Origin of the sequence: Mitsuaria sp. BK037 (assembly GCF_014193045.1) — a bacterium.
Lineage (GTDB): Bacteria > Pseudomonadota > Gammaproteobacteria > Burkholderiales > Burkholderiaceae_C > Roseateles.
This window is the reverse complement of record NZ_JACHYS010000001.1, coordinates 31,403-49,957: the sequence shown is the minus strand read 5'-3', so window position 1 is coordinate 49,957 and position 18,555 is coordinate 31,403. Positions and strand designations below refer to the sequence as shown.

General features: G+C 70.7%; 17 protein-coding genes. 7 read left to right on the top strand and 10 right to left on the bottom strand.

The features are described from left to right. Window positions 1–104: 104 nt before the first annotated feature. Window positions 105–1,064 (top strand): hypothetical protein, encoded by a 960-nt coding sequence (locus tag FHT37_RS00210; RefSeq protein ID WP_183478462.1) that lies wholly within the window; start codon window positions 105–107, stop codon window positions 1,062–1,064. 242 nt (window positions 1,065–1,306) lie between these two features. Here the strand turns inward: FHT37_RS00210 and FHT37_RS00205 are convergent, their stop codons facing one another. The 6 genes from FHT37_RS00205 to FHT37_RS00180 all read right to left on the bottom strand — a co-directional run bounded on the left by FHT37_RS00205 (window position 1,307) and on the right by FHT37_RS00180 (window position 7,741). Beyond that, window positions 1,307–2,497, bottom strand: coding sequence for an MFS transporter (locus FHT37_RS00205; protein WP_183478461.1), 1,191 nt, complete (start codon window positions 2,495–2,497; stop codon window positions 1,307–1,309). A 179-nt stretch (window positions 2,498–2,676) separates the two neighbouring features. Further along, window positions 2,677–4,143 carry a DNA recombination protein RmuC gene (locus FHT37_RS00200; protein ID WP_091722238.1) on the bottom strand — a complete coding sequence of 489 codons (1,467 nt, stop codon included), beginning with the start codon at window positions 4,141–4,143 and terminating at the stop codon, window positions 2,677–2,679. A 329-nt stretch (window positions 4,144–4,472) separates the two neighbouring features. Then, the gene (locus FHT37_RS00195) at window positions 4,473–5,456 is read right to left on the bottom strand and encodes a D-glycerate dehydrogenase (protein WP_091722233.1); all 984 of its coding nucleotides are present in this window, start codon (window positions 5,454–5,456) and stop codon (window positions 4,473–4,475) included. Window positions 5,457–5,547: 91 nt separating this feature from the next. Next, the gene (locus FHT37_RS00190; RefSeq protein ID WP_183478460.1) at window positions 5,548–6,279 is read right to left on the bottom strand and encodes a nitroreductase; all 732 of its coding nucleotides are present in this window, start codon (window positions 6,277–6,279) and stop codon (window positions 5,548–5,550) included. Continuing rightward, complete coding sequence (locus tag FHT37_RS00185; RefSeq protein WP_183478459.1) at window positions 6,276–6,758, bottom strand: thioesterase family protein; 483 nt, start codon at window positions 6,756–6,758, stop codon at window positions 6,276–6,278. The genes FHT37_RS00190 and FHT37_RS00185 overlap by 4 nt, the downstream gene beginning before the upstream one ends. Window positions 6,759–6,787: 29 nt before the next feature. Then, entirely contained in the window at window positions 6,788–7,741 is a 954-nt protein-coding gene (locus FHT37_RS00180) for a histone deacetylase (protein ID WP_183478458.1), read from the bottom strand. A gap of 198 nt (window positions 7,742–7,939) precedes the next feature. Between FHT37_RS00180 and phaP the strand changes: the two genes are divergently transcribed. Beyond that, window positions 7,940–8,497 carry a TIGR01841 family phasin gene (gene phaP / locus FHT37_RS00175; protein WP_091722216.1) on the top strand — a complete coding sequence of 186 codons (558 nt, stop codon included), beginning with the start codon at window positions 7,940–7,942 and terminating at the stop codon, window positions 8,495–8,497. Window positions 8,498–8,604: 107 nt separating this feature from the next. On the opposite strand, the gene FHT37_RS00170 is transcribed toward phaP, so the two are convergent. Further along, the gene (locus FHT37_RS00170; protein WP_183478457.1) at window positions 8,605–9,312 is read right to left on the bottom strand and encodes a TetR/AcrR family transcriptional regulator; all 708 of its coding nucleotides are present in this window, start codon (window positions 9,310–9,312) and stop codon (window positions 8,605–8,607) included. Window positions 9,313–9,594: 282 nt separating this feature from the next. Here FHT37_RS00170 and FHT37_RS00165 point away from each other — a divergent pair, with 282 nt between their 5' ends. Further along, entirely contained in the window at window positions 9,595–10,164 is a 570-nt protein-coding gene (locus FHT37_RS00165; protein WP_183478456.1) for a YdeI family protein, read from the top strand. A gap of 18 nt (window positions 10,165–10,182) precedes the next feature. Here the strand turns inward: FHT37_RS00165 and FHT37_RS00160 are convergent, their stop codons facing one another. Then, complete coding sequence (locus tag FHT37_RS00160) at window positions 10,183–11,163, bottom strand: patatin-like phospholipase family protein (protein ID WP_183478455.1); 981 nt, start codon at window positions 11,161–11,163, stop codon at window positions 10,183–10,185. Between the two features lie 83 nt (window positions 11,164–11,246). Here FHT37_RS00160 and FHT37_RS00155 point away from each other — a divergent pair, with 83 nt between their 5' ends. Beyond that, complete coding sequence (locus FHT37_RS00155; protein ID WP_183478454.1) at window positions 11,247–13,652, top strand: penicillin acylase family protein; 2,406 nt, start codon at window positions 11,247–11,249, stop codon at window positions 13,650–13,652. A 33-nt stretch (window positions 13,653–13,685) separates the two neighbouring features. Here FHT37_RS00155 and pncB read toward each other — a convergent pair whose 3' ends face one another. Beyond that, a complete protein-coding gene (gene pncB / locus FHT37_RS00150) occupies window positions 13,686–14,900 on the bottom strand; it encodes a nicotinate phosphoribosyltransferase (protein ID WP_183478453.1) in 1,215 nt (404 codons plus the stop codon). 96 nt (window positions 14,901–14,996) lie between these two features. Here pncB and FHT37_RS00145 point away from each other — a divergent pair, with 96 nt between their 5' ends. After that, the gene (locus FHT37_RS00145; RefSeq protein WP_183478452.1) at window positions 14,997–15,860 is read left to right on the top strand and encodes a hypothetical protein; all 864 of its coding nucleotides are present in this window, start codon (window positions 14,997–14,999) and stop codon (window positions 15,858–15,860) included. 51 nt (window positions 15,861–15,911) lie between these two features. Here FHT37_RS00145 and FHT37_RS00140 read toward each other — a convergent pair whose 3' ends face one another. Further along, on the bottom strand, window positions 15,912–16,337 hold the full coding sequence (locus FHT37_RS00140; RefSeq protein WP_091722186.1) for an Lrp/AsnC family transcriptional regulator: 426 nt from the start codon (window positions 16,335–16,337) through the stop codon (window positions 15,912–15,914). A 216-nt stretch (window positions 16,338–16,553) separates the two neighbouring features. On the opposite strand from FHT37_RS00140, the gene FHT37_RS00135 reads away from it, so the two are divergent. Further along, window positions 16,554–17,648, top strand: coding sequence for an ornithine cyclodeaminase (locus tag FHT37_RS00135; protein WP_183478451.1), 1,095 nt, complete (start codon window positions 16,554–16,556; stop codon window positions 17,646–17,648). 290 nt (window positions 17,649–17,938) lie between these two features. Then, window positions 17,939–18,499 carry an outer membrane protein gene (locus FHT37_RS00130; protein ID WP_183478450.1) on the top strand — a complete coding sequence of 187 codons (561 nt, stop codon included), beginning with the start codon at window positions 17,939–17,941 and terminating at the stop codon, window positions 18,497–18,499. The last annotated feature ends 56 nt before the right edge of the window (window positions 18,500–18,555 follow it).

Below are 18,555 nucleotides of genomic sequence, written 5' to 3'. Positions count from 1 at the left end.
GGCGCGCCGGCCCGACGACGCGATGCGGCCTTGTCCGACAGACCGCCCCCCGCCCCGCCATTAAGGTGGATCAACGACCCTTCGGTCGAGCGATGGAGTTCGCCATGCGTTCCCTCCCGTCCCTCTTCCATGCCGGGCGTCCGAGGCACGGTCGCCACGGCCCCGGCCATCACGGCGTGATGTTCTGGCTGTCCCATGCGGCGCTGCTGCTGGGGCTGCTGCTGCTCGCGACGGAGGTCTCGGCGCAGCAAGGCGCGGGCCTGCGTGCCCAGTACGAGCAGCTCGCGCCGCAGTTGGCGCGCAGTCCCTTCCAGCGGCCGATCGTCCTGAGCTCGGTGAACGACACCGAACGGCCGACCGGCGAGATGCATGCCGTCGTCCAGCACAGCTTCGCGACGCTGGCCGGCGCGCTGCGCGACGCCGGGGCGTGGTGCGATGTGCTCACGCTGCCGGCCAACGTCAAGCGCTGCGCGGTCGAGGACGACGCCGCGCCCGGCGCGACGCTGCACATGGCGATCGGTCGCAAGTTCGACCAGCCGATCGAGGATGCCTATGCGCTCGACTTCCGCTTCCAGGTGCTGGCGGCGCAGCCGCAGTACCTGCTCGTCGAGATGAGCGCGAACAAGGGACCGATGGGGACCAGCCACTACCGGCTCACGCTGGAGGCGGTGCCGCTGGACGCCAGGCGCAGCTTCGTGCGGCTGCGGTATGCGTACATGAACAACTTCGCCGCGCGGGTGGCGACGAACGCCTATCTGGCGACCTCGGGCCGGGACAAGGTCGGCTTCACCGTGGTCGGCCGCGAGGAGGATGGTCAGCCGCGCTATGTCGGCGGGATCCAGGGCATCGCGGAACGCAACACGATGCGCTATTTCCTGGCGATCGAGTCCTACCTCGACACGCTGTCCACGCCCTCCGACCAGCGGCTGGACCGGCGCCTGCGCGATTGGTTCGCGGCGACCGAGCGCTATGCGCGCCAGCTGCATGAGCAGTCGCTCGAGGAGTATGTGGCGATGAAGCACAAGGAGGCGCGCCGGCAGGTCGCGATGGCGCCGGGCGAGTGAGGGTGGTTGGCACGCCGACGAACGGAACGGCAAACGAAGCGGGCGCACTGCGTCGGCCGTTGGCCGTTGGCCCTCACCCTACCCTCTCCCGCAAGCGGGAGAGGGAATCCTTCGGCCAACGCTGCTCTTGCGCACTCCAGCCCTCTACCGCCAGCGGGAGAGGCGTTCAGTCAACGCCGCTTTTGCGCGCACCCTCGCTCTCCCGTCAGCGGGAGAGGGAATCAGCCAACACCGCTCTTGCGTCAGCGCGTCGAGCGGCCCATCTCTCTGGCGGCGAACTGCGCGCCCACCAGCACCGAGGCCATCAGCCACAGCGGCGCCGCCGCGACGCTGATCGCGGCCAGCGCGCCGAAGCCAAGCGGCATCGCCACCGTCGCGCCGTTGGACGCCAGCATTCGCAGCCCCAGCGCCTGGCCGTGTCGGTCGGGCGGCGTGACCTGGTGCATCGTGGCCAGCACCATCGGCTGCACCGCGCCAAGCGCCAGCCCCAGCACCGCCGAGCCCGCCATCAGCCCCAGCGTGCCGGGCAGCCAGGCATAGACGATCAGCGTCACGGTGGCGATGGCCATCGCCGCGCGCAGCGCCTTGACCTCGTCGATGTGATGGGCCCAGCGCACGATGGCCAGACGGACCAGCGTCGCCGCGGCGGCGAAGCTGCCCAGCACCAGGCCGATGCTCGAGGCCGACAAGCCTTTCGCGTGGCCGACGACCGGGACAACGAAGCTGTGGGCATCCCAGCACGAGGACATCGCGACGTTCACGATCAGCAGGTTGCGCAGGCCGCGGTCCTTCAGCAGGTCCCAGGCGGGTCGCGGCTTGGCGCCGGTCGCCAGCGGCGCCGCGGCCTGCCGCGGCACGCGCAGCGCCACCGCCCAGGCCGCCAGCGGCAGCAGGGTCGACAGCACCAGCGCGGCGCTGAAGCCCGCCAGGTCGATGACGATGCCGGTGATCACCGGCGCCAGCGCGTTGGACAGCGCCGGCCCCAGCGCCACCCAACTGAACACGCGCTTGAGCTGCGAGGCATCGCGGGCCATCAGGCCGGCCTCGCGCTGGATCGCAACCGCGGAGACGGCGACCGCGCCGCCACAGAGCAGGCAGCCCAGCGCCAGCAGCCACAACCAGCCCAGCAGCTGCGCGGCCAGCGCCAGCACCGCGCCGGCGAAGGCCATCGCCACGCCGATGCCGACCGGCCGATGAAAGCCGTGGCGGTCGGCCAGCCGGCCGGCCCACATCGACAGCCCCAGCGGCGCGACCGCGAACAGGCTCAGCAGCACGCCGACGAAACCACCGCCGTAGCCCTGGTGCAGCACCCACAGCGTCGCCGCGACCCGCGTCGTGGCCATGCACGCATGCACCGCCACCAGCGAGGCGATCACCGCCGCGAAGCCGACGCTCAGGCCGGTGTACCCCGCCACCGGAGTCGGCGTTGGCATTGGCGGAGTCTGCAAATCCACCGAAGGACTCGGGGCGTCGATCGCGTCTGCGTTCGTGCAGACAGGCGCGGGCCCGCGAGGAGCACTGGCCGTTGGCCCGGCGTCTGCGACGCGGTCGACCGTCGTGCCGACAGGCGCGGGCCCGGGCGCACGCGGGGGCGTCGAGCCGGGCCGGTCGCTCATCCGGCGGCGCCTTCCTCGTCGGGCGCGTCCGTGGCGCCGAGCTGCAGCACGCGGGACATCTGGTCCTCGGGCAGCGCCTCGACCGTCTTGAGCCGGCGCGTCATCGCGCGGGTGCGGACCTCGGCGGCATCGATCGTGTTGCTCGCTTCCTCGAGCTTCTTCTTCGTCTTGGCCAGCACGTCGCCGAACTTGCCGAACTCCGTCTTCACCGCCGACAGCACCTCCCACACCTCGGCCGAGCGCTTCTCCAGCGCCAGCGTGCGGAAGCCCATCTGCAGGCTGGACAGCGTCGCCAGCAGCGTCGTCGGGCCGACCAGCATCACCTTGTGCTCGCGCTGCAGCGCCTCGCTCAGGCCGGGGCGACGCAGCGCCTCGGCATACAGGCCCTCGGTGGGCAGGAACAGCAGGGCGAAGTCGGTCGTATGCGGCGGGCCCAGGTACTTCTCGCGGATGGTCTTGGCTTCCAGCCGCAGCCGCGTCTCGATCGCCCGGCCGGCCAGTTCCGCCGCCGGCGCGTCGGCGCGCTCCTGCGCCTCCAGCAGGCGCTCGTAATCCTCGCGCGGGAACTTGGCGTCGATCGGCAGCCAGATCGGCTTGCCGTCGTCGCGCTGCCCGGGGAGCTTCAGCGCGAATTCGACGCGCCCGCCGCTGCCCGGCACCGTCTCGACGTTGGCCGCGTACTGCTCCGGCGTGAACACCTGTTCCAGCAGCGCCGCGAGCTGCACCTCGCCGAAGATCCCGCGCGTCTTGACGTTGGTCAGCACCCGGTTCAGCGAACCCACATCGCGCGCCAGCGTCTGCATCTCGCCCAGGCCCCGGTAGACCTGCTCCAGCCGCTCGGCGACCTGCTTGAAGCTCTCGCCCAGGCGCTGCTCCAGCGTCGCGTGCAGCTTCTCGTCGACGGTCGCCCGCATCTGCTCGAGCTTCTTCTCGTTGTCCTGCTGGATCGACTGCAGCCGGGCCTCCACCGTGCGACGGGTTTCCGCCAGGCCCGCCTCGTTGCGCTGGGCCAGCGCCTGCAGCTGCTCCGTCAGCACCGTGGTCGTGCGCGCGGCGGCAGCGTCCTGCGCCTCGCGCGCGGTCGCGGCCTGCTGCGCCAGCGACTGCTGCAGCTGCGCCAGCTGCACGCGGAAGGCGTCGATCTGCTCGTTCTGCGAGCGCGCCGTATCGCCGCCCTGCGTCAACAGCGCCTGCTGGAACTGGGTCAGCGTCGTCAGCGTCTCCTGGCGCAGGCCGGCGTTCCCGCGGCCGACTTCCTCGCGCAGGCCGGTGTTCACGCGACCCAGCTCATCGCGCAGCGCCCGCTCCAGGCGCTCCAGGCGTTCCCCGGACTGCTGCAGCAGCGGGCCCATGGTCGCCGCCGGATCCGCGCCGGACTGTCGTCGCAGCGTGAGCCAGACGGCGATGAGGAGGATCACGATCACCCCGGAGAGGGCGAGATGCAGCAGGTCAACGAAAGTCATCGAGCGATTCTCTCAGCGCCAGCCCTGACGTCCCCGCCACATTTCTTTCACCCTCTCCCCGCTTGCGGGGAGAGGGAGGGGTGAGGGGGCGTCGAAGTACGACAGTGGTGCCGTGCGATGCCCCCTCACCCTAACCCTCTCCCCCTCGCGGGGGAGAGGGGACAGAGGAACCGCGGCAGTCCACCACACCCAAACCTTGGCAGGACGCCACACCCAAACCGTGGCAGGACGCCGATGGTGGGGGACGGCATGGCTTGGGGTTCAGGCGCTTGCCGCCTGCGGCCCCATGCCATGGCGGCCAGCGCGCCGTCCATCGCAGGCAGGCGCCCTCACCCCCGCAGCACTTCCGGATTCAACGCCGTCGGCGGCACTCCACCCGTGAGCGCGGCGATCAGGTTGTCGACGGCGAGGTTGCTCATCGCCCGCCGCGTCGCGATGGTGGCGCTGGCGATGTGGGGGGTGAGCACCACGTTCTCGCACGCGAGCAGGTCGGGATGCACGGTCGGCTCCCCTTCGAACACGTCCAGCCCTGCCGCGGCGATGGTGCCGGCCTTGAGCTCCGCCGCCAGTGCCGCGTCATCCACGACCCCGCCGCGCGCGATGTTGGTGAGCGTCGCTGTCTTCTTCATCAAGCGGAGCTCGCGCTCGCCGATCAGGTGGTGCGACGACGCGCTGTAGGGCACCACGATGATCAGGTGGTCCGCGCGTCGCAGCAATTCGTCCTTTTCGACCCACTGCGCACCGAGCGGTGCTTCCTGGTCGGCCGGCAGGCGCGAGCGGTTGTGATACAGCACCGGCATGCCGAAGCCCAGGTGCCCGCGCCGCGCGATCGCCGCGCCGATGCGACCCATGCCGAGCACGCCCAGCGTCGCGCCGTGCACGTCGGCGCCGGCGAACATGGTCACCGACCATTGTTTCCACTCGCCGCGGCGCAGGAAGTGTTCGCTCTCGGTGATGCGTCGCGCCGTCGCCATCATCAGCGCGAAGCCGAAGTCCGCGGTGGTTTCGGTCAGCACGTCCGGCGCGTTGGTCACGACCACGCCGCGCGCGGTGCAGGCGGCCACGTCGATGTTGTTGTAGCCCACGGCCATCGTGCAGACGGCCTTCAGTTGGGGGCAGGCGTCGAGCAGCTTCGCGTCGATGCGGTCGCCGCCGGCGATGTACGCGCCGGCCTTGCCCTGCAGGCGGCGGATCAGTTCGTCCTGGGACCAGCCCGTGTCGCTGTCGTTGGCCTCGACCTCGAAGTGAGGGCGCAGCCGGTCGACGATGTCGTCGAAGGTCTTGCGGGCCACCAGGACGCTGGGCTTGCTCATGGGCGCATCTCCGTGCAGGAAAGCGCCAACTGTAGGCCGAGGGTCCCGGGAGGCTGCACGCGGATCGCCCACCTCGGCGTCCGCGTGTCCCTCACTCGAGGAAGCGGGTGAACGCGGCCACCGGATCGCGCTCGGTGACCAGCGTGTTCTCGATCGCCGCCGGGTCCGCGTAGCCCAGCGACATCCCGCAGACCACCTGCTGGTTGGGCGCGAGGCCTAATTCCTCGGCGATCACGCGGTGGAACTGGGTGAAGGCCGCCTGCGGGCAGGTGTGCAGGCCGCGGCCGCGCGCCGCCACCATGATGTTCTGCAGGAACATGCCGTAATCCAGCCAGCTGCCCTGCTGCATCACCCGGTCGATGGTGAACATCAGGCCCACCGGCGCGTCGAAGAAGCGGTAGTTGCGGCCGTGCTGCTCATGCATGCGCAGCTTGTCGCCCTTGGTGATGCCCAGCAGTCCGTACAGGTCCCAGCCGACCTTGCGGCGGCGATCAATGTAGGGCGAGACCCACTCGCGCGGGTAGTAGGCATACTCCTCGCTGTGGGTGGCCAGTTCCTCCGGGTCGTCGTAGACCGACTGGATGCGCGCCACCAGCCGCTCCTTCGCGCCACCGGTCAGCACATGGACCTGCCAGGGCTGGGTGTTGGTGCCCGAGGGCGCCCGCGCCGCCACGGCCAGCAGTTCCTCGATCAGCGCGCGCGGCACCGGCGTGGGCAGGAAGGCGCGCATCGAATGGCGGGTCACGATGGCGGCGTCCACCGCCGCGGATTGCTCGGGCGTGGGCGGCGTGAACGGATTGGGCAGCGGGTCGGGCAGGGTCATGGCATCTCCAGCGCTCGCAGCGCTTGCTGGTAGGTGTCGGGCAGCGCGTCCACCGGGCGGCGCGTCTCCCGGTCGACATAGACGTGGACGAAGTGCCCGCGCGCGGCGCACAGCGGCTCGCCCTCGGCGAACAGGCCGATCTCGTAGCGGACGCTGGAACGGCCGCGCTTCGTCACCCGCAGGCCAGCGTCCACGAGTTGCGGGAAGGCCAGCGAGGCGAAGAAGTTGCAGTGCGTCTCGATGACCAGGCCGATGACGGTGCCATGGTGCAGGTCCAGCGCGCCCTGCTCGATCAGGTAGCGGTTCACCGCCGTGTCGAACAGGCTGTAGTAGACGACGTTGTTCAGATGGCCGTAGACGTCGTTGTCCATCCAGCGCGTGGGCACCGGCTGGAAACGGGCGAAGGCCTGGCGCGGCTCGGGGGCCGGGCGTGGCTCGGGCGTGGAGGCGCCGGGGTGGTTGGCGGACATGGAGGACATGGCGGCGATTCTTCCACCGCCGCGCGGGGTCAGGTGTCGCGCGGGCTACTGTCGCGCCAGCGCGCCCAGGCCTGCGCCGCCGCGCCCAGCGTGCGCATCTGCACCTCGACGGTCACGGCCAGGTCCTCGCCGTAGCCGCCGGCCATGCTCAGCGCCACCGGGATGCGGCGCTCGACCAGCGCGTCCAGCACCATCCGGTCGCGGCGCAGCAACCCGTCGGCGCTGAGCTTGAGGCGGCCGAGCCGGTCGCCCTCGTGCGGATCGGCGCCGGCCAGGTAGAAGGCCAGCCCCGGCGGGCGGTCGGCCAGGCGCCGCCAGACCTCGGCCAGCGCGGTCTGCAGCGCGTCCAGGTAGACCGCGTCCCCGCAGGCGTCGGGCAGGCCGACATCCAGGTCGCTCGCCTCCTTGCGGAAGGGGAAATTCTTCTCCCCGTGGACGGAGAAGGTGAACACGCTGTCGTCGTCCTGAAAGATGCTGGCCGTGCCGTTGCCCTGGTGGACGTCCAGGTCCACCACCAGCACCCGCAGGCCGGGGCGCCCCGGATGGCGGCGGTGCCAATCCGCCTGCATCAGGCGCGCGGCCACCGCCACGTCGTTGAAGACGCAGAAGCCGCTGCCCTTGTCCGCATACGCATGGTGCGTCCCGCCCGCCAGGCTGGCGGCCACGCCCTCTTCCAGGGCGGCCCGGGCCGCCGCGATCGTCGCCCCGACCGAGCACAGCGAGCGCCGCGGCAGCGCCGGCCCCCAGGGGAAGCCGATCTCGCGCTGCGCCGCCGCGCTCAGGGTGCCGTGCATCACGGCGTCGATGTAGTCCGGCGTGTGCACCAGCGCCAGCGCCTCGATCCCGGCCGCCTCGGCCACCCGCGGGCGCATCACGCCGGGCTCGCGCTCCACCCGCTCGCGCAGCATCTGGTACTTGGACTGCGGGAAGCGATGCCCGGGCGGCAGGGCCAGCGTCAAATGGTCGTAATGGAAGGCAAGCATGGTCCGGGACGCTAGCAGAGCCCGCCGTGCCGCGCCGTCAGGCCGGTTTCCCGGATTTTGCTGCGATGCACAAAAAGTGCTTGCAATCGTCGTCGACGGTCCTATACTGAGTTCATGCTGCACCGCAACAAAGGTCAGCAACGGCGCTCAGCCTGCCGCATTTCCCCTGGCTGACATCACTCTCAAAGGAGATCTCGCATGCTGACCGCTGACCAAGTGCTCGACCAACAAAAGAACCTGCAAGCTTCCCTGTTCGGCCTGACGGCCAAGGCCTTCGAAGGCTACGAGAAGCTGGTCGAGCTGAACCTGCAGGTCGCCAAGACCGCGCTCGGCGAAGCCGCCGAAACCGCCCAGCAGGCCATCACGGTCAAGGATCCGCAGGAACTGTGGGCCCTGCAGGCCTCGCTGCTGCAACCGACCGCCGAGAAGGCCGTCGCCTACAGCCGTCACCTGTACGACATCGCCTCGTCGACCTCGTCGGAATTTGTCAAGCTGGCCGAGTCGCAAGTCGCCGACGCCCAGGTCAAGTTCGGCGCCGTCGTCGACAACGCGACCAAGAACGCCCCGGCTGGCACGGAAAATGCTGTTGCTTTGGTGAAGTCGGCGGTCGCCGCGGCCAACAACGCTTACGAAAGCCTGCACAAGGCTGCCAAGCAGGCCTCCGAGATCGCTGAATCGAATTTCAACGCCGTGACCAGCACGGCGGTGAAGGCCACCCAGAACGCCACCCGTACCGCCAAGCGCGCCACGGCCTGAGCGTTTCGAGAGTTGCCGCAACGGTTGTCTCCTCGGTACCCAAGGAAGCTTGGCTTCCCAAGTGCCCTTCAAGCCCAGCTTCATGCTGGGCTTTTTTTTGGTGCGGATCAGTCGCCGTACGACACCACCGGCGTCGCCGCGTTCGCCCCCGAGGCGAAGCGGGCGAACTGGTCCGCCACGTCGCGCAGCACGCCCTGCACGGTGAACTCGCGCAGCGCCTCGCGGTCGTACAGCGGGTAACGCGGCAGGCCGATCACCATCATCAGGTAGCCCATGGTGCGCACCGACATCTGGTCGCAGATCAGCCGGATCGCGGTTTCATCGGGCTCGAAGCCCTCCGGCGCGCAGGCCGCCACCCGCTCCCGCATCAGGCCCAGCAGCCGGTTGTAGACCGGTTGCTGCGACTGGCCGATCTCCTCCAGCGAGCCCGTCTGGGTCAGCGACATGTAGATCATCCGGAACTGCTCCGGATGTCGCTCCCAGAAGTCCAGCAGGCAGCGGGTGTGAGCCTCCAGTACCTTGCGCGGGGCGCGCTGGTCCTTGGAGGCGTCCAGCAGCTCGTCGGTCAGCGCCTCGAAGACCTCGATCCACAGCCCGTCCAGCAGCGCCTTCTTGCTCTCGAAGTAGCTGTAGATCGCCATCGTCGAGATCCCCAGCTCCTGCGCCAGGCGCCGCATGCTCAGCGCCTCCACGCCTTCGTCCCGGTAGATCTTGCGAGCGCGCTCCAGCATCTCGCGCTTGAGCGCGGCCATCTCGGCGGGGCCGCGGCGCAGCCGGGGCCGCTCGCGGTCGGTGTGCTGATCGATGTGTGCCACGGCGTTCCTGCATTCAAAGGTTATTGTCGGCGTACGTTATCTCACGCTGGAGACCGCATCCAATCCTCGTGAACCCGCGCAGGGACGGGACCTTCGTCATTGCGTACACGTACGCAAAAAGCTGACCCCAACCCCTCCTCGCGGGCCGACGGCGACCGACGCGTCCGGCGGCGGCGGCCGCGCCCACGGCGACCGGCGCTTCCTGTCCAAGGGCAAAACGCGCGCCACGGGCACCGGCGCTGCTGCCAGGCCGAGCCCGGTACCGGGGCATACTCGCGGCCCATGGCCACCCGCACCCCGATCTTCTTCGCCAGCGCCGCCGAGTTCCGCGACTGGCTCGACCAGCACGCCGCCACGGCCACCGAGGTCGTGGTCGGCTTCCACAAGCGCGCCACCGGCGAACCCAGCCTCGCCTGGCCGGAGTCGGTCGACGAGGCGCTCTGCCATGGCTGGATCGACGGCGTGCGCACCCGCATCGACGACAAGCGCTACAAGATCCGCTTCACGCCGCGCAAGGCGGTGTCGATCTGGAGCGCGGTCAACATCGCCCGCGCCGAGGCGCTGATCCAGGAAGGTCGCATGAAGCCGGCCGGGCTGGCCGCCTTCGAGCGCCGCCAGGAGGAGCGCTCGCGGGTCTATGCGTTCGAGCAGCCCAAGGAACTGGTGGAACTGACGCCGGCCCACGAGGTCGTCTTCATGCGGCATCCGGTCGCCTGGGCCTTCTTCCAGCAGCAGCCCGACGGCTACCGCCGCACCAGCATCTGGCACATCCTCAGCGCGAAGAAGCCCGAGACCCAGCTGGCCCGGCTGAACAAGCTGATCGAGGCCAGCGCGCGCGGCGAGCGCCTCTAGGCGCCCCGCTCCCGCCGATCAGCGCGTCTTCGCGGCGATCTTGCGGCGGATCTCCGGCAGCATCGCCGTCGCCACCTCGCGGCCCAGCGTGATCGCGCGGCGCCGGGTGCTGAAGTCCGAGCCGCTGAAGCCGTCCAGCTTGGGCCGCAGCACCACGTCGGCGCCCTGCAGCTCGTACTGGTTGATCGACTTGCCCATGATCGAGAAGGTCTGCAGCAGCATGCGCATCGCGTCGCCGGGGATCTTGGGATCGGGCGGCTCGCCGATGTCGACGGCGATGACCAGTTCCGCGCCCATCTGCCGGGCGAAGCGCACCGGCACCGGCGCCACCAGGCCGCCGTCGACGTACTCGCGGTTGCCGATCTTCACCGGCTGGAACACCGCCGGCACCGCGCTGGACGCCCGCACCGCGGTGCCCACGTCGCCCTGGCGGAACAGGATGGGCGAGCCGTCGCCCAGGTCGGTCGCGACGATGCCCAGCGGCAGCGGCAGCTGCTCCAGCCCGCGGTTGCCGGTCATCTGCCGGACGTAGCGCGCCAGCGCCTCGCCGCGGATCAGGCCGCGCATCGGGAAGGTCCAGTCAGTGATCGCGCCCTCGTCCATCGCCTCGGCGACGGTCTGCAGCTCCTTGCCGCTGCGTCCGGCCGCGTAGAGCGCCCCCACCAGGCTGCCGGCCGAGGTGCCGCAGACCAGGTCGACCTTGATGCCGTTTTCCTCCAGCACCTGGATCACGCCGATGTGGGCGAAACCGCGCGCGGCGCCGCCACCCAGCGCCAGGCCCAGGCGCGGGGGCTTGGGCACCGGCTTGGGCGTGACCGGCGTGGGCAGCTCGGGGTCGGGCGTGGTCACCACCGGCGTCGGCGCGCTGGTGGGCGACAGCGTCGTGCAGCCGCCCAGCACGCCCAGGCCGGCGGCACCGGCGGCAAGCAGCCAGCGGCGACGGGACGGCTCGGGCGGCAGGCCGGCGGATTTGGTAGGGTCGCGGTCGTCTCGGAACATGGCGCGGGATTCTAGGGAAACGCTGTAGCGATCCTGTTGCCAGGCGCACGCACAATCCCGGCCCGCAAGCGGAGAGCCCATCGATGAACGACAAGAGCGCCAAGGACAGCCACCGCCGACCCGGCGCGCCCCGACGCTGGCTGGTGCGGGCCCTGATCGGGCTGCCGCTGCTGCTGATCGCGCTGGCGCTCGGCGTCTGGACCAGCGTGCGCGCCAGCCTGCCGCAGCTCGACGGCGACGCCGCGATCCCCGGCCTGAGCGCGCCGGTGAGCCTGGGCCGCGACGCGCTCGGCACGCTGGTCGTCGAGGGCCGCACGCGGCTGGACGTGGCGCGCGGGCTGGGCTTCGCCCATGCGCAGGAACGCTTCTTCGAGATGGACCTGACGCGCCGCTCGGCCGCCGGCGAGCTGTCCGCGCTGTTCGGGGACAAGGCGCTGGAGCGCGATCGCACGCGGCGCGTGCATCGGCTGCGGGCGCGGCTGACCGATCGCTTCGAGCAGCTTTCCGGCGAGGACCGGCTGCTGCTGCTGGCCTACACCGAGGGCGTCAACGCCGGGCTGCATGCGCTGCCGATGCGGCCCTGGCCCTACCTGCTGCTGCGCGCGCGGCCGCAGGACTGGACGCCGGTGGACTCGCTGCTGGTGATCGCGGAGATGTACTTCATGCTGCAGGGGACCAGCTTCGAGGCCGGCTTCGAGCGCGCGGTGCTGCGCGAGCGCGCCGGCGACGCGGTCTTCGACTGGCTCAGCCCGCGGGGCGGCCGCTGGGACGCGGCGCTCGACGGCAGCCAGCTGGCGCCGCCGCCGATGCCGACGCCCGAGCAGTTGGACCTGCGTCGCGCTCCAGCGCCCGAGGCGCCGGCCAGCGCATCCGTCCCCGGTCCCGCGGCCTCGCCGGCGAGCGCCCGCGCGGAGCCGCCGGTGCTGGGCAGCAACAACTGGGCGGTCGCCGGTTCGCGCTCGACGCACGGCGGCGCGATCCTGGCCGACGACATGCACCTGGGCCTGGGCGTGCCGGCGATCTGGTACCGCGCGCAGTTCCAGATCGGCAGCGGCGCGAACGGCCTGCGCGCCGCCGGCGTGACGCTGCCGGGCCTGCCGGCCATGGTCGTGGGCAGCAACGGCGCGGTGGCCTGGGGCTTCACGAATGCCTACGGCCAGTGGTTCGACTGGGTCGAGGTGCCGCCCGACGCCAAGAGCTCGACGCACATCGAGACCCTGGAGGTCCACGGCGGCCCCGCGGTGACGATGACGGTCAGCGAGATCGACGGCGCGCCGATCGTGGCCAGCGACGGCGACCGCCGCTTCGCGCTGCACTGGGTCGCGCATCAGGGCGCGGCCTACAACCTCGAGCTGGACCGGATGCTGCGGATGCGCCATGTCAGCGACGCGCTGGGGCTGGCGCAGCGCGCCGGCATGCCGCACCAGAACCTGATCGCCGCCGACCGCGACGGCCAGATCGGCTGGACCATCGCCGGCCGGTTGTGGGCGCAGCCGGGGCTGCCGGAGGGGTTCGGGCGCTTCGTCGCGCCGGGTGCGATGCGCCGCGAGTGGCTCGACCCGGACCGGGCGCCGCAGGTGCTCTCGCCGGCGCAGGGCCAGCTGTGGACCGCCAACAACCGCCAGCTGGATGGCGCGCCCGGCGAGCTGCTCGGCGACGGCGGCTTCGATCTCGGCGCCCGCGCACAGCAGATCCGCGACCGGCTCTCGGCGCGCGACAAGCATGACGAAGCCTCGATCGGCGCGATCCATCACGACGACGAGGCGCGCTTCATGAAGACCTGGGCGGCTCGGCTGCTGGCGGTGGCGCGCAGCGATGCCGCGACCCATCCGACGCACCGCGCGTTCGTGCAGCTGCTCGAGAACTGGAACGGGCGCGCCGACGCGGACTCGGCCGCCTACCGCCTGGTGCGCCAGGCGCGGCTGCGGGTGCTCGATACCTTGTGGGATGCGTGGACGCTGCCCGCGCTGGGCGATCGGCAGCTCGACCCGAAGCGCCGCATCCGCTGGCGCAACCAGTTCGAGTACAGCGCGGCGCGCGCGCTCGACGAGCGTCCCGGGCACCTGCTGCCGGCGGCCTACGCGAGCTGGGATGCGTTGCTGCTGGCGCAGCTGGACGCCGCGGCCCGCGAAATCGCGCCGGACGGCAACCTCGGCGGCGCCACCTGGGGCGCGCAGAACGCCAGTCGCATCCAGCATCCGCTGGCCAAGGCGATCCCGGCGCTGTCGCGCTGGCTGGACATGCCGTCGGTGCCGCAGTCGGGCGACAGCAACCTGCCGCATGTGGCCGGGCCGGCCTTCGGGCAGTCGGAGCGGCTGGTCGTCTCGCCGGGCCGCGAGGAACAAGGCTGGTTGTCGATGGCGGGCGGGCAGAGCGGCCATCCGATGTCGCCGTTCTACGGCGCGGGGCACCAGGACTGGGTCGAGGGCAAGCCCACGCCGCTGCTGGCGGGCCCGGTGATCCATCGCATCACGGCGCACCGGGACTGAGCGCGGCCAGCGACCGTCGCAGGACGCGTGCGCCTATCGCGGACTCGGCACCTTGAACACCTGCCGCAGGTAGGCCAGGAAGGTCTGGTCCTCGCACATGGTCTTGCCGGGGCTGTCGGAGAGCTTGGCCACCGGCTGTCCATTGACGTGGGTCAGCTTGATGACGATGTTCAGCGTCGGCAGCCCCATGTCGTTGCTGAGCTGGGTCCCGATGCCGAAGCCCAGCTGGACGCGGTCCGCGAAATGCCGGTACAGCGCCAGCGCCTTGGGCATGTCCAGCGCGTCGGAGAACACCAGCCGCTTGGTGTTGGCGTCGATGCGCAGCTGCTCGTAGTGCGCCAGCGCCTTCTCGCCCCATTCGACCGGATCGCCCGAATCGTGGCGCAGCCCGTCGAAGAGCTTGGCGAAGTAGAGGTCGAAATCAGCCAGGAACGCGTCCATGCCGATCACGTCGGTGAGCGCGATGCCCAGGTCGCCGCGGTACTCCTGCACCCAGTTCTCGAGCGCCGCCTTCTGGTGGTCGCGCAGCCGCACGCCGGTGGCCTGGTAGGCCTGCAGGTACTCGTGCGCCATCGTGCCGATCGGCACCAGCCCCAGCTCCTTGGCCAGCAGCACGTTGGACGTGCCGCGGAAGGTCTCCGGCAGCTCGTCGCGCAGCGTGCGCAGCACCTCCTCGTGCCAGGCGCCGGAGAAACGCCGGCGCAGGCCGAAGTCGAAGAACTGGAACGGGTGGCGGCGCGGCGCCTCGTCGCGGACGAAGGCACGGACCGTCTCGACCTTGCGCTTGAGCCGGCGCCGGCCTTCCTCGATCGCCGGCGCGGCATCGAAGCGTCGGAAGTACAGCTCGTTGACCATCGCCAGCACGAAGATCTCGAAGCCCATCACATGCACCTGCGGGCCGCGCACGATGATCTCGAGCCGCTCGCCGTCCGCGCGCACCGAAATGAAGACGCGCTGGAAACGGAAGATGCGCAGCAGGTCGATGAAGTCCGGCTTCATGAAGCGCAGGCCGCGCAGGTAGTCGAGCTCGTCCGGCCGGAAGGTCAGCGCGCACAGGTGGTCCAGTTCGCGCTCCAGGTCGGCCACCAGCGTCGCGAGCGGGTACTGCGGCGTGTTGCGGCAGGCGAAGCGGTACTCGGCCTGCGCCTGCGGATGCCGGTGCAGCATCGCCTGCCACATCGTGAACTTGTAGAGGTCGGTCTCCAGCAGGCTGCGGATCACCGGCGGCGAGGTGTCGGAACGGCTCATGGGCGGCGACTGTACCGCCGCCTTCCCGCCCCTGCTTCCGGCCCTCAGCCTGGCCCTTGCCTCGGCCCTGCCCCGCCTTCACTCCAGCACTCGGCGATGATCGCCCCCTGGTACCTCCGATTCGCCGCCGACGTGTTCCAACGCCCCGCCTTCCTCCCTGTCTCGTCCCGAGCCTTCGCGCTGGGCGCCGCCGCGCCGCTGCTGCTCGCCGCCGCGAACGCGCTCGCGCAACTCCCCGTGGCCATCGAGCAACCGCCCAAGCCCGAACTCGCGATGAAGATGGTCTACGGCGGCAGCAGCTGGCGCGACGCGCGCGTCGCCGCCTTCTTCGGCGGCCGTTCGCCGACCTTGCGCGCCGAAGTGCGCGAGGTCTTCCGCGCGCGCTACGTCGAGCAGGACGTCGACAAGCTGATGCTGGTCTACCAGCTGACGCCCGGACCGCGCGAGCAGTTCCGCTGCCCGGCCTGCGTGCCGGCGCTCGGCGCGGCGGTGCTGGCCGCCGACGCGCAGGGCCGCTGGCGCCTGCGCGCCAAGGGCCCGCTGCTGATGGCCGGCACGCCGGGCTCGGGCGACGAGGACCTGCAACTGCTGCAGCTCGACGAACAGCGCTGGATCCTGCGCAGCCGGCGCCACGACCAGGACCGCGGCCGCGAGAGCCGCAGCGAGCGCCTGGTGCTGGAACGCGATGGCGAACTGCAGCTCGGCGCCGAACTCAGCTTCGACGACAAGCCCGGCCCGCAGGCCTGCGGCGCGGGCGCGGCGCCGCAGACTTCGGGCGTCAGCGTGCTGAGCCCCGGCCGCGGCCCGCGCGTGGAGATCGTGCTGCGCTTCAACGAAGGCGACTGCCCCGCGCCGCGCCCGGTGGTGCAGCGCACCCGCATGGAACTGCGCGACGGCCACTTCCAGCTCGAGCCCGACGCGCCCGAACCCGACGACGACGCGCCGCCCGCGAAGCGCTGACGCAACGCGTGGTGCGCGACCGGGCGCCGCCGGACGTTGCCGGACGTCGCGTCAGGACAGCTTGTAGGTTTGCAGGTGGATGCTGGTCTCGGTCGCGCCGATGCCCTTGATCAGGCGCACCCGCTCCAGGATCTCGGCCAGCTCGCTGAGGTTGTCGGCGCGCAACTCGGCCAGCAGGTCCCAGCGGCCGTTGGTGTCGAACAACCCGGCCACGCCCGGCTCGCCCAGCAGGATGCCGACGACCTCGCGGGTGCGGTTGCCCTCGACGGCGATGCTCATCCAGGCGGTGATGTGCGGCTGGGCGACGTCGGCGCGCAGCCGGACGGTGTAGCCGACGATCTGGCCGCTGTCCTCCAGGCGCGTCAGCCGGTTGGTCACCGTCCCCCGCGACACCTTCAGCTTGTGCGCCAGCGTCGCGATGCTGGCGCGGGCGTCCTGGCGCAGCAGCGCGATGAGTTGATGGTCCAGCGTGTCCATGGAGGCTCCCGGAAGTCGCGGCCGGGCCGCACCACCGTGGCGCATGTCCGGCGCGGATGCGCGCACAGCGCCCAGGGTTAACCCGGATTTCACGTCATTTCGACAGCCAGTGCTGCCGAAATGCTCAATCGGCTTCGATTATTGATCAGTTGTTTGGCTTCCTGCTGACACGCGGATCCGAAGAATGGAGGCATCCCCACTGCCATGAGACGGCCGATGACGACCCGATTGCTCCTCACCCCCGACGTCGCCCGCGTGGTCCGCCACGACGGCCTGGCGCACAGCTTCCGGACCCTGGCCCGCTACATCGCCGACGACTACGTCCGCTGGGCCGAATTCGACAAGAGCGCCCGCGTCGCCAACCATTCCGACGAAGGCGTGATCGAGCTGATGCCGATCTCCGACGCCGCGCTCTACACCTTCAAGTACGTCAACGGTCACCCCAAAAACCACCTCGTGGGCCTGCCCACGGTGATGGCTTTCGGCGTGCTCGCCGATGTCGCGACCGGCACCCCGCAGGTGCTGTCCGAGCTGACGCTCAGCACCGCGCTGCGCACCGCCGCCACCTCGGCGCTCGCCGCGCAACACCTGGCCCGCCGCGACTCGCGCGTGATGGCGCTGATCGGCAACGGCGCCCAGGCGGAGTTCCAGGCCCTGGCCTTCCACCACCTGCTGGGCATCGCCGAGATCCGCCTGTTCGACGTCGACCCGGCGGCGACGGACAAGCTGGTCCGCCACCTGTCGCGCATCGAGGGTCTGACGGTCGTCCGCTGCCGCGACACCGCCGAAGCGGTGCGCGGCGCCGACATCGTCACCACGGTCACCGCCGACAAGCGCAATGCCACCATCCTGACGCCGGAGATGGTCGAGCCCGGCATGCACATCAACGGCGTCGGTGGCGACTGCCCCGGCAAGACCGAACTGCATCGCGGCGTGCTGGAGCGCGCCAGCGTCTTCGTCGAGTACGAGCCGCAATCGCGCATCGAAGGCGACCTGCAGCAGATGCCCGCCGACTTCCCGGTCACCGAGTTCTGGCGCGTGCTGCGCGGCGAGGCCGCCGGCCGGCGCTCGGCGGAGGAGGTCACGGTCTTCGACTCGGTCGGTTTCGCGCTCGAGGACTTCGCCACGCTGCGCTGGCTGCGCGACCGCGCGCTGGCCCTGGGACTGGGCCGCGACCTGGCGCTGGTGCCGGACATGGCCGACCCGAAGGACCTGTTCGGCGAACTGGGCCTGCCGGCGCAGCCCCAAGGCGTCGGCATCGCCACGGGCGCCGCCGCGCCGGCCCCGGTGATCACGCCGCTGGCCGCCTGAGCGCCTTTGCCCGTCGGCGCTCCACGCGCAAGCAAGCCGGTCCTTGGACCGGCTTTTTTTCGTCCGCTCTCGCGTCCGCGTGTGCGTCGGCTGGCGTGCGCGGTCTGCGCTCCGAAGACACCGTCAACGCCGCCTTCCACCCACCCACAGATCCTTCCCCCTTGCATGAGTCAGTCACGACGCCACGCTGCCTGATGGATGCGATTTACGCCCTGGGTTGCCCTTTCAAGAATCCGATTCGCCAGCTTCGCGCTGGCGCTTCTTTTTCAATCCAACGAAAGCAATCCCGCATGAAGTTCTCTCCGTTCCCTTCCCTTCTGGTGCTCGCGCTGGCCGTGGGCGCAGGCGCGGCGCAGGCGCAGGTGTATCTCGAAGCCTCGCTGGGCACCGGCAAGGTCAACGGCCAGTGCCGCGACCTGCCCAAATGCGATGCCACCGACGTCGACTCGCGCCTGAGCCTGGGCTACCTGTTCGGTGGCGGCCTGGGCGTTGAAGCGAGCTGGCTGGACTACGCCCGCGTCAAGGCCGGCGACGAGGTCAACGGCGCCCGCGCCAAGCTCAGCGGCTGGGGCATCGGCGGCGTCTATCGCTATCCGTTGACTGACCGGCTGAGCCTGAACGCTCGCGGCGGCGTGGCCTGGAACCAGATCAAGGCCAGCACCTGGGACAACAAGATCACCACCCAGAGCGCCCGCGAGCGCTCGGTCCAGCCCTACCTCGGCCTCGGTGCCGCCTTCGCGCTGAACGACACCTACTCGGTGGGCCTGGGCGCGGACTTCACCCGCGCCAAGCTGGCGAAGGAGAAAGCCAACATCCGCGCGTTCAGCGTGGTGCTGCGCTCGGTGTTCTGATCGTGAGCCCGGGCGGCCGATGACGCGGCCGCCCGGGTGCGGAACGGCCCGCGCGG

Coding starts and splice junctions, on each gene's coding strand:
- FHT37_RS00210 (WP_183478462.1), top strand. CDS start 105: ATGCGTTCCCTCCCGTCCCTCTTCCATGCCGGGCGTCCGAGGCACGGT.
- FHT37_RS00205 (WP_183478461.1), bottom strand. CDS start 2,497: ATGCCAACGCCGACTCCGGTGGCGGGGTACACCGGCCTGAGCGTCGGC.
- FHT37_RS00200 (WP_091722238.1), bottom strand. CDS start 4,143: ATGACTTTCGTTGACCTGCTGCATCTCGCCCTCTCCGGGGTGATCGTG.
- FHT37_RS00195 (WP_091722233.1), bottom strand. CDS start 5,456: ATGAGCAAGCCCAGCGTCCTGGTGGCCCGCAAGACCTTCGACGACATC.
- FHT37_RS00190 (WP_183478460.1), bottom strand. CDS start 6,279: ATGACCCTGCCCGACCCGCTGCCCAATCCGTTCACGCCGCCCACGCCC.
- FHT37_RS00185 (WP_183478459.1), bottom strand. CDS start 6,758: ATGTCCTCCATGTCCGCCAACCACCCCGGCGCCTCCACGCCCGAGCCA.
- FHT37_RS00180 (WP_183478458.1), bottom strand. CDS start 7,741: ATGCTTGCCTTCCATTACGACCATTTGACGCTGGCCCTGCCGCCCGGG.
- phaP (WP_091722216.1), top strand. CDS start 7,940: ATGCTGACCGCTGACCAAGTGCTCGACCAACAAAAGAACCTGCAAGCT.
- FHT37_RS00165 (WP_183478456.1), top strand. CDS start 9,595: ATGGCCACCCGCACCCCGATCTTCTTCGCCAGCGCCGCCGAGTTCCGC.
- FHT37_RS00160 (WP_183478455.1), bottom strand. CDS start 11,163: ATGTTCCGAGACGACCGCGACCCTACCAAATCCGCCGGCCTGCCGCCC.
- FHT37_RS00155 (WP_183478454.1), top strand. CDS start 11,247: ATGAACGACAAGAGCGCCAAGGACAGCCACCGCCGACCCGGCGCGCCC.
- pncB (WP_183478453.1), bottom strand. CDS start 14,900: ATGAGCCGTTCCGACACCTCGCCGCCGGTGATCCGCAGCCTGCTGGAG.
- FHT37_RS00145 (WP_183478452.1), top strand. CDS start 14,997: ATGATCGCCCCCTGGTACCTCCGATTCGCCGCCGACGTGTTCCAACGC.
- FHT37_RS00140 (WP_091722186.1), bottom strand. CDS start 16,337: ATGGACACGCTGGACCATCAACTCATCGCGCTGCTGCGCCAGGACGCC.
- FHT37_RS00135 (WP_183478451.1), top strand. CDS start 16,554: ATGACGACCCGATTGCTCCTCACCCCCGACGTCGCCCGCGTGGTCCGC.
- FHT37_RS00130 (WP_183478450.1), top strand. CDS start 17,939: ATGAAGTTCTCTCCGTTCCCTTCCCTTCTGGTGCTCGCGCTGGCCGTG.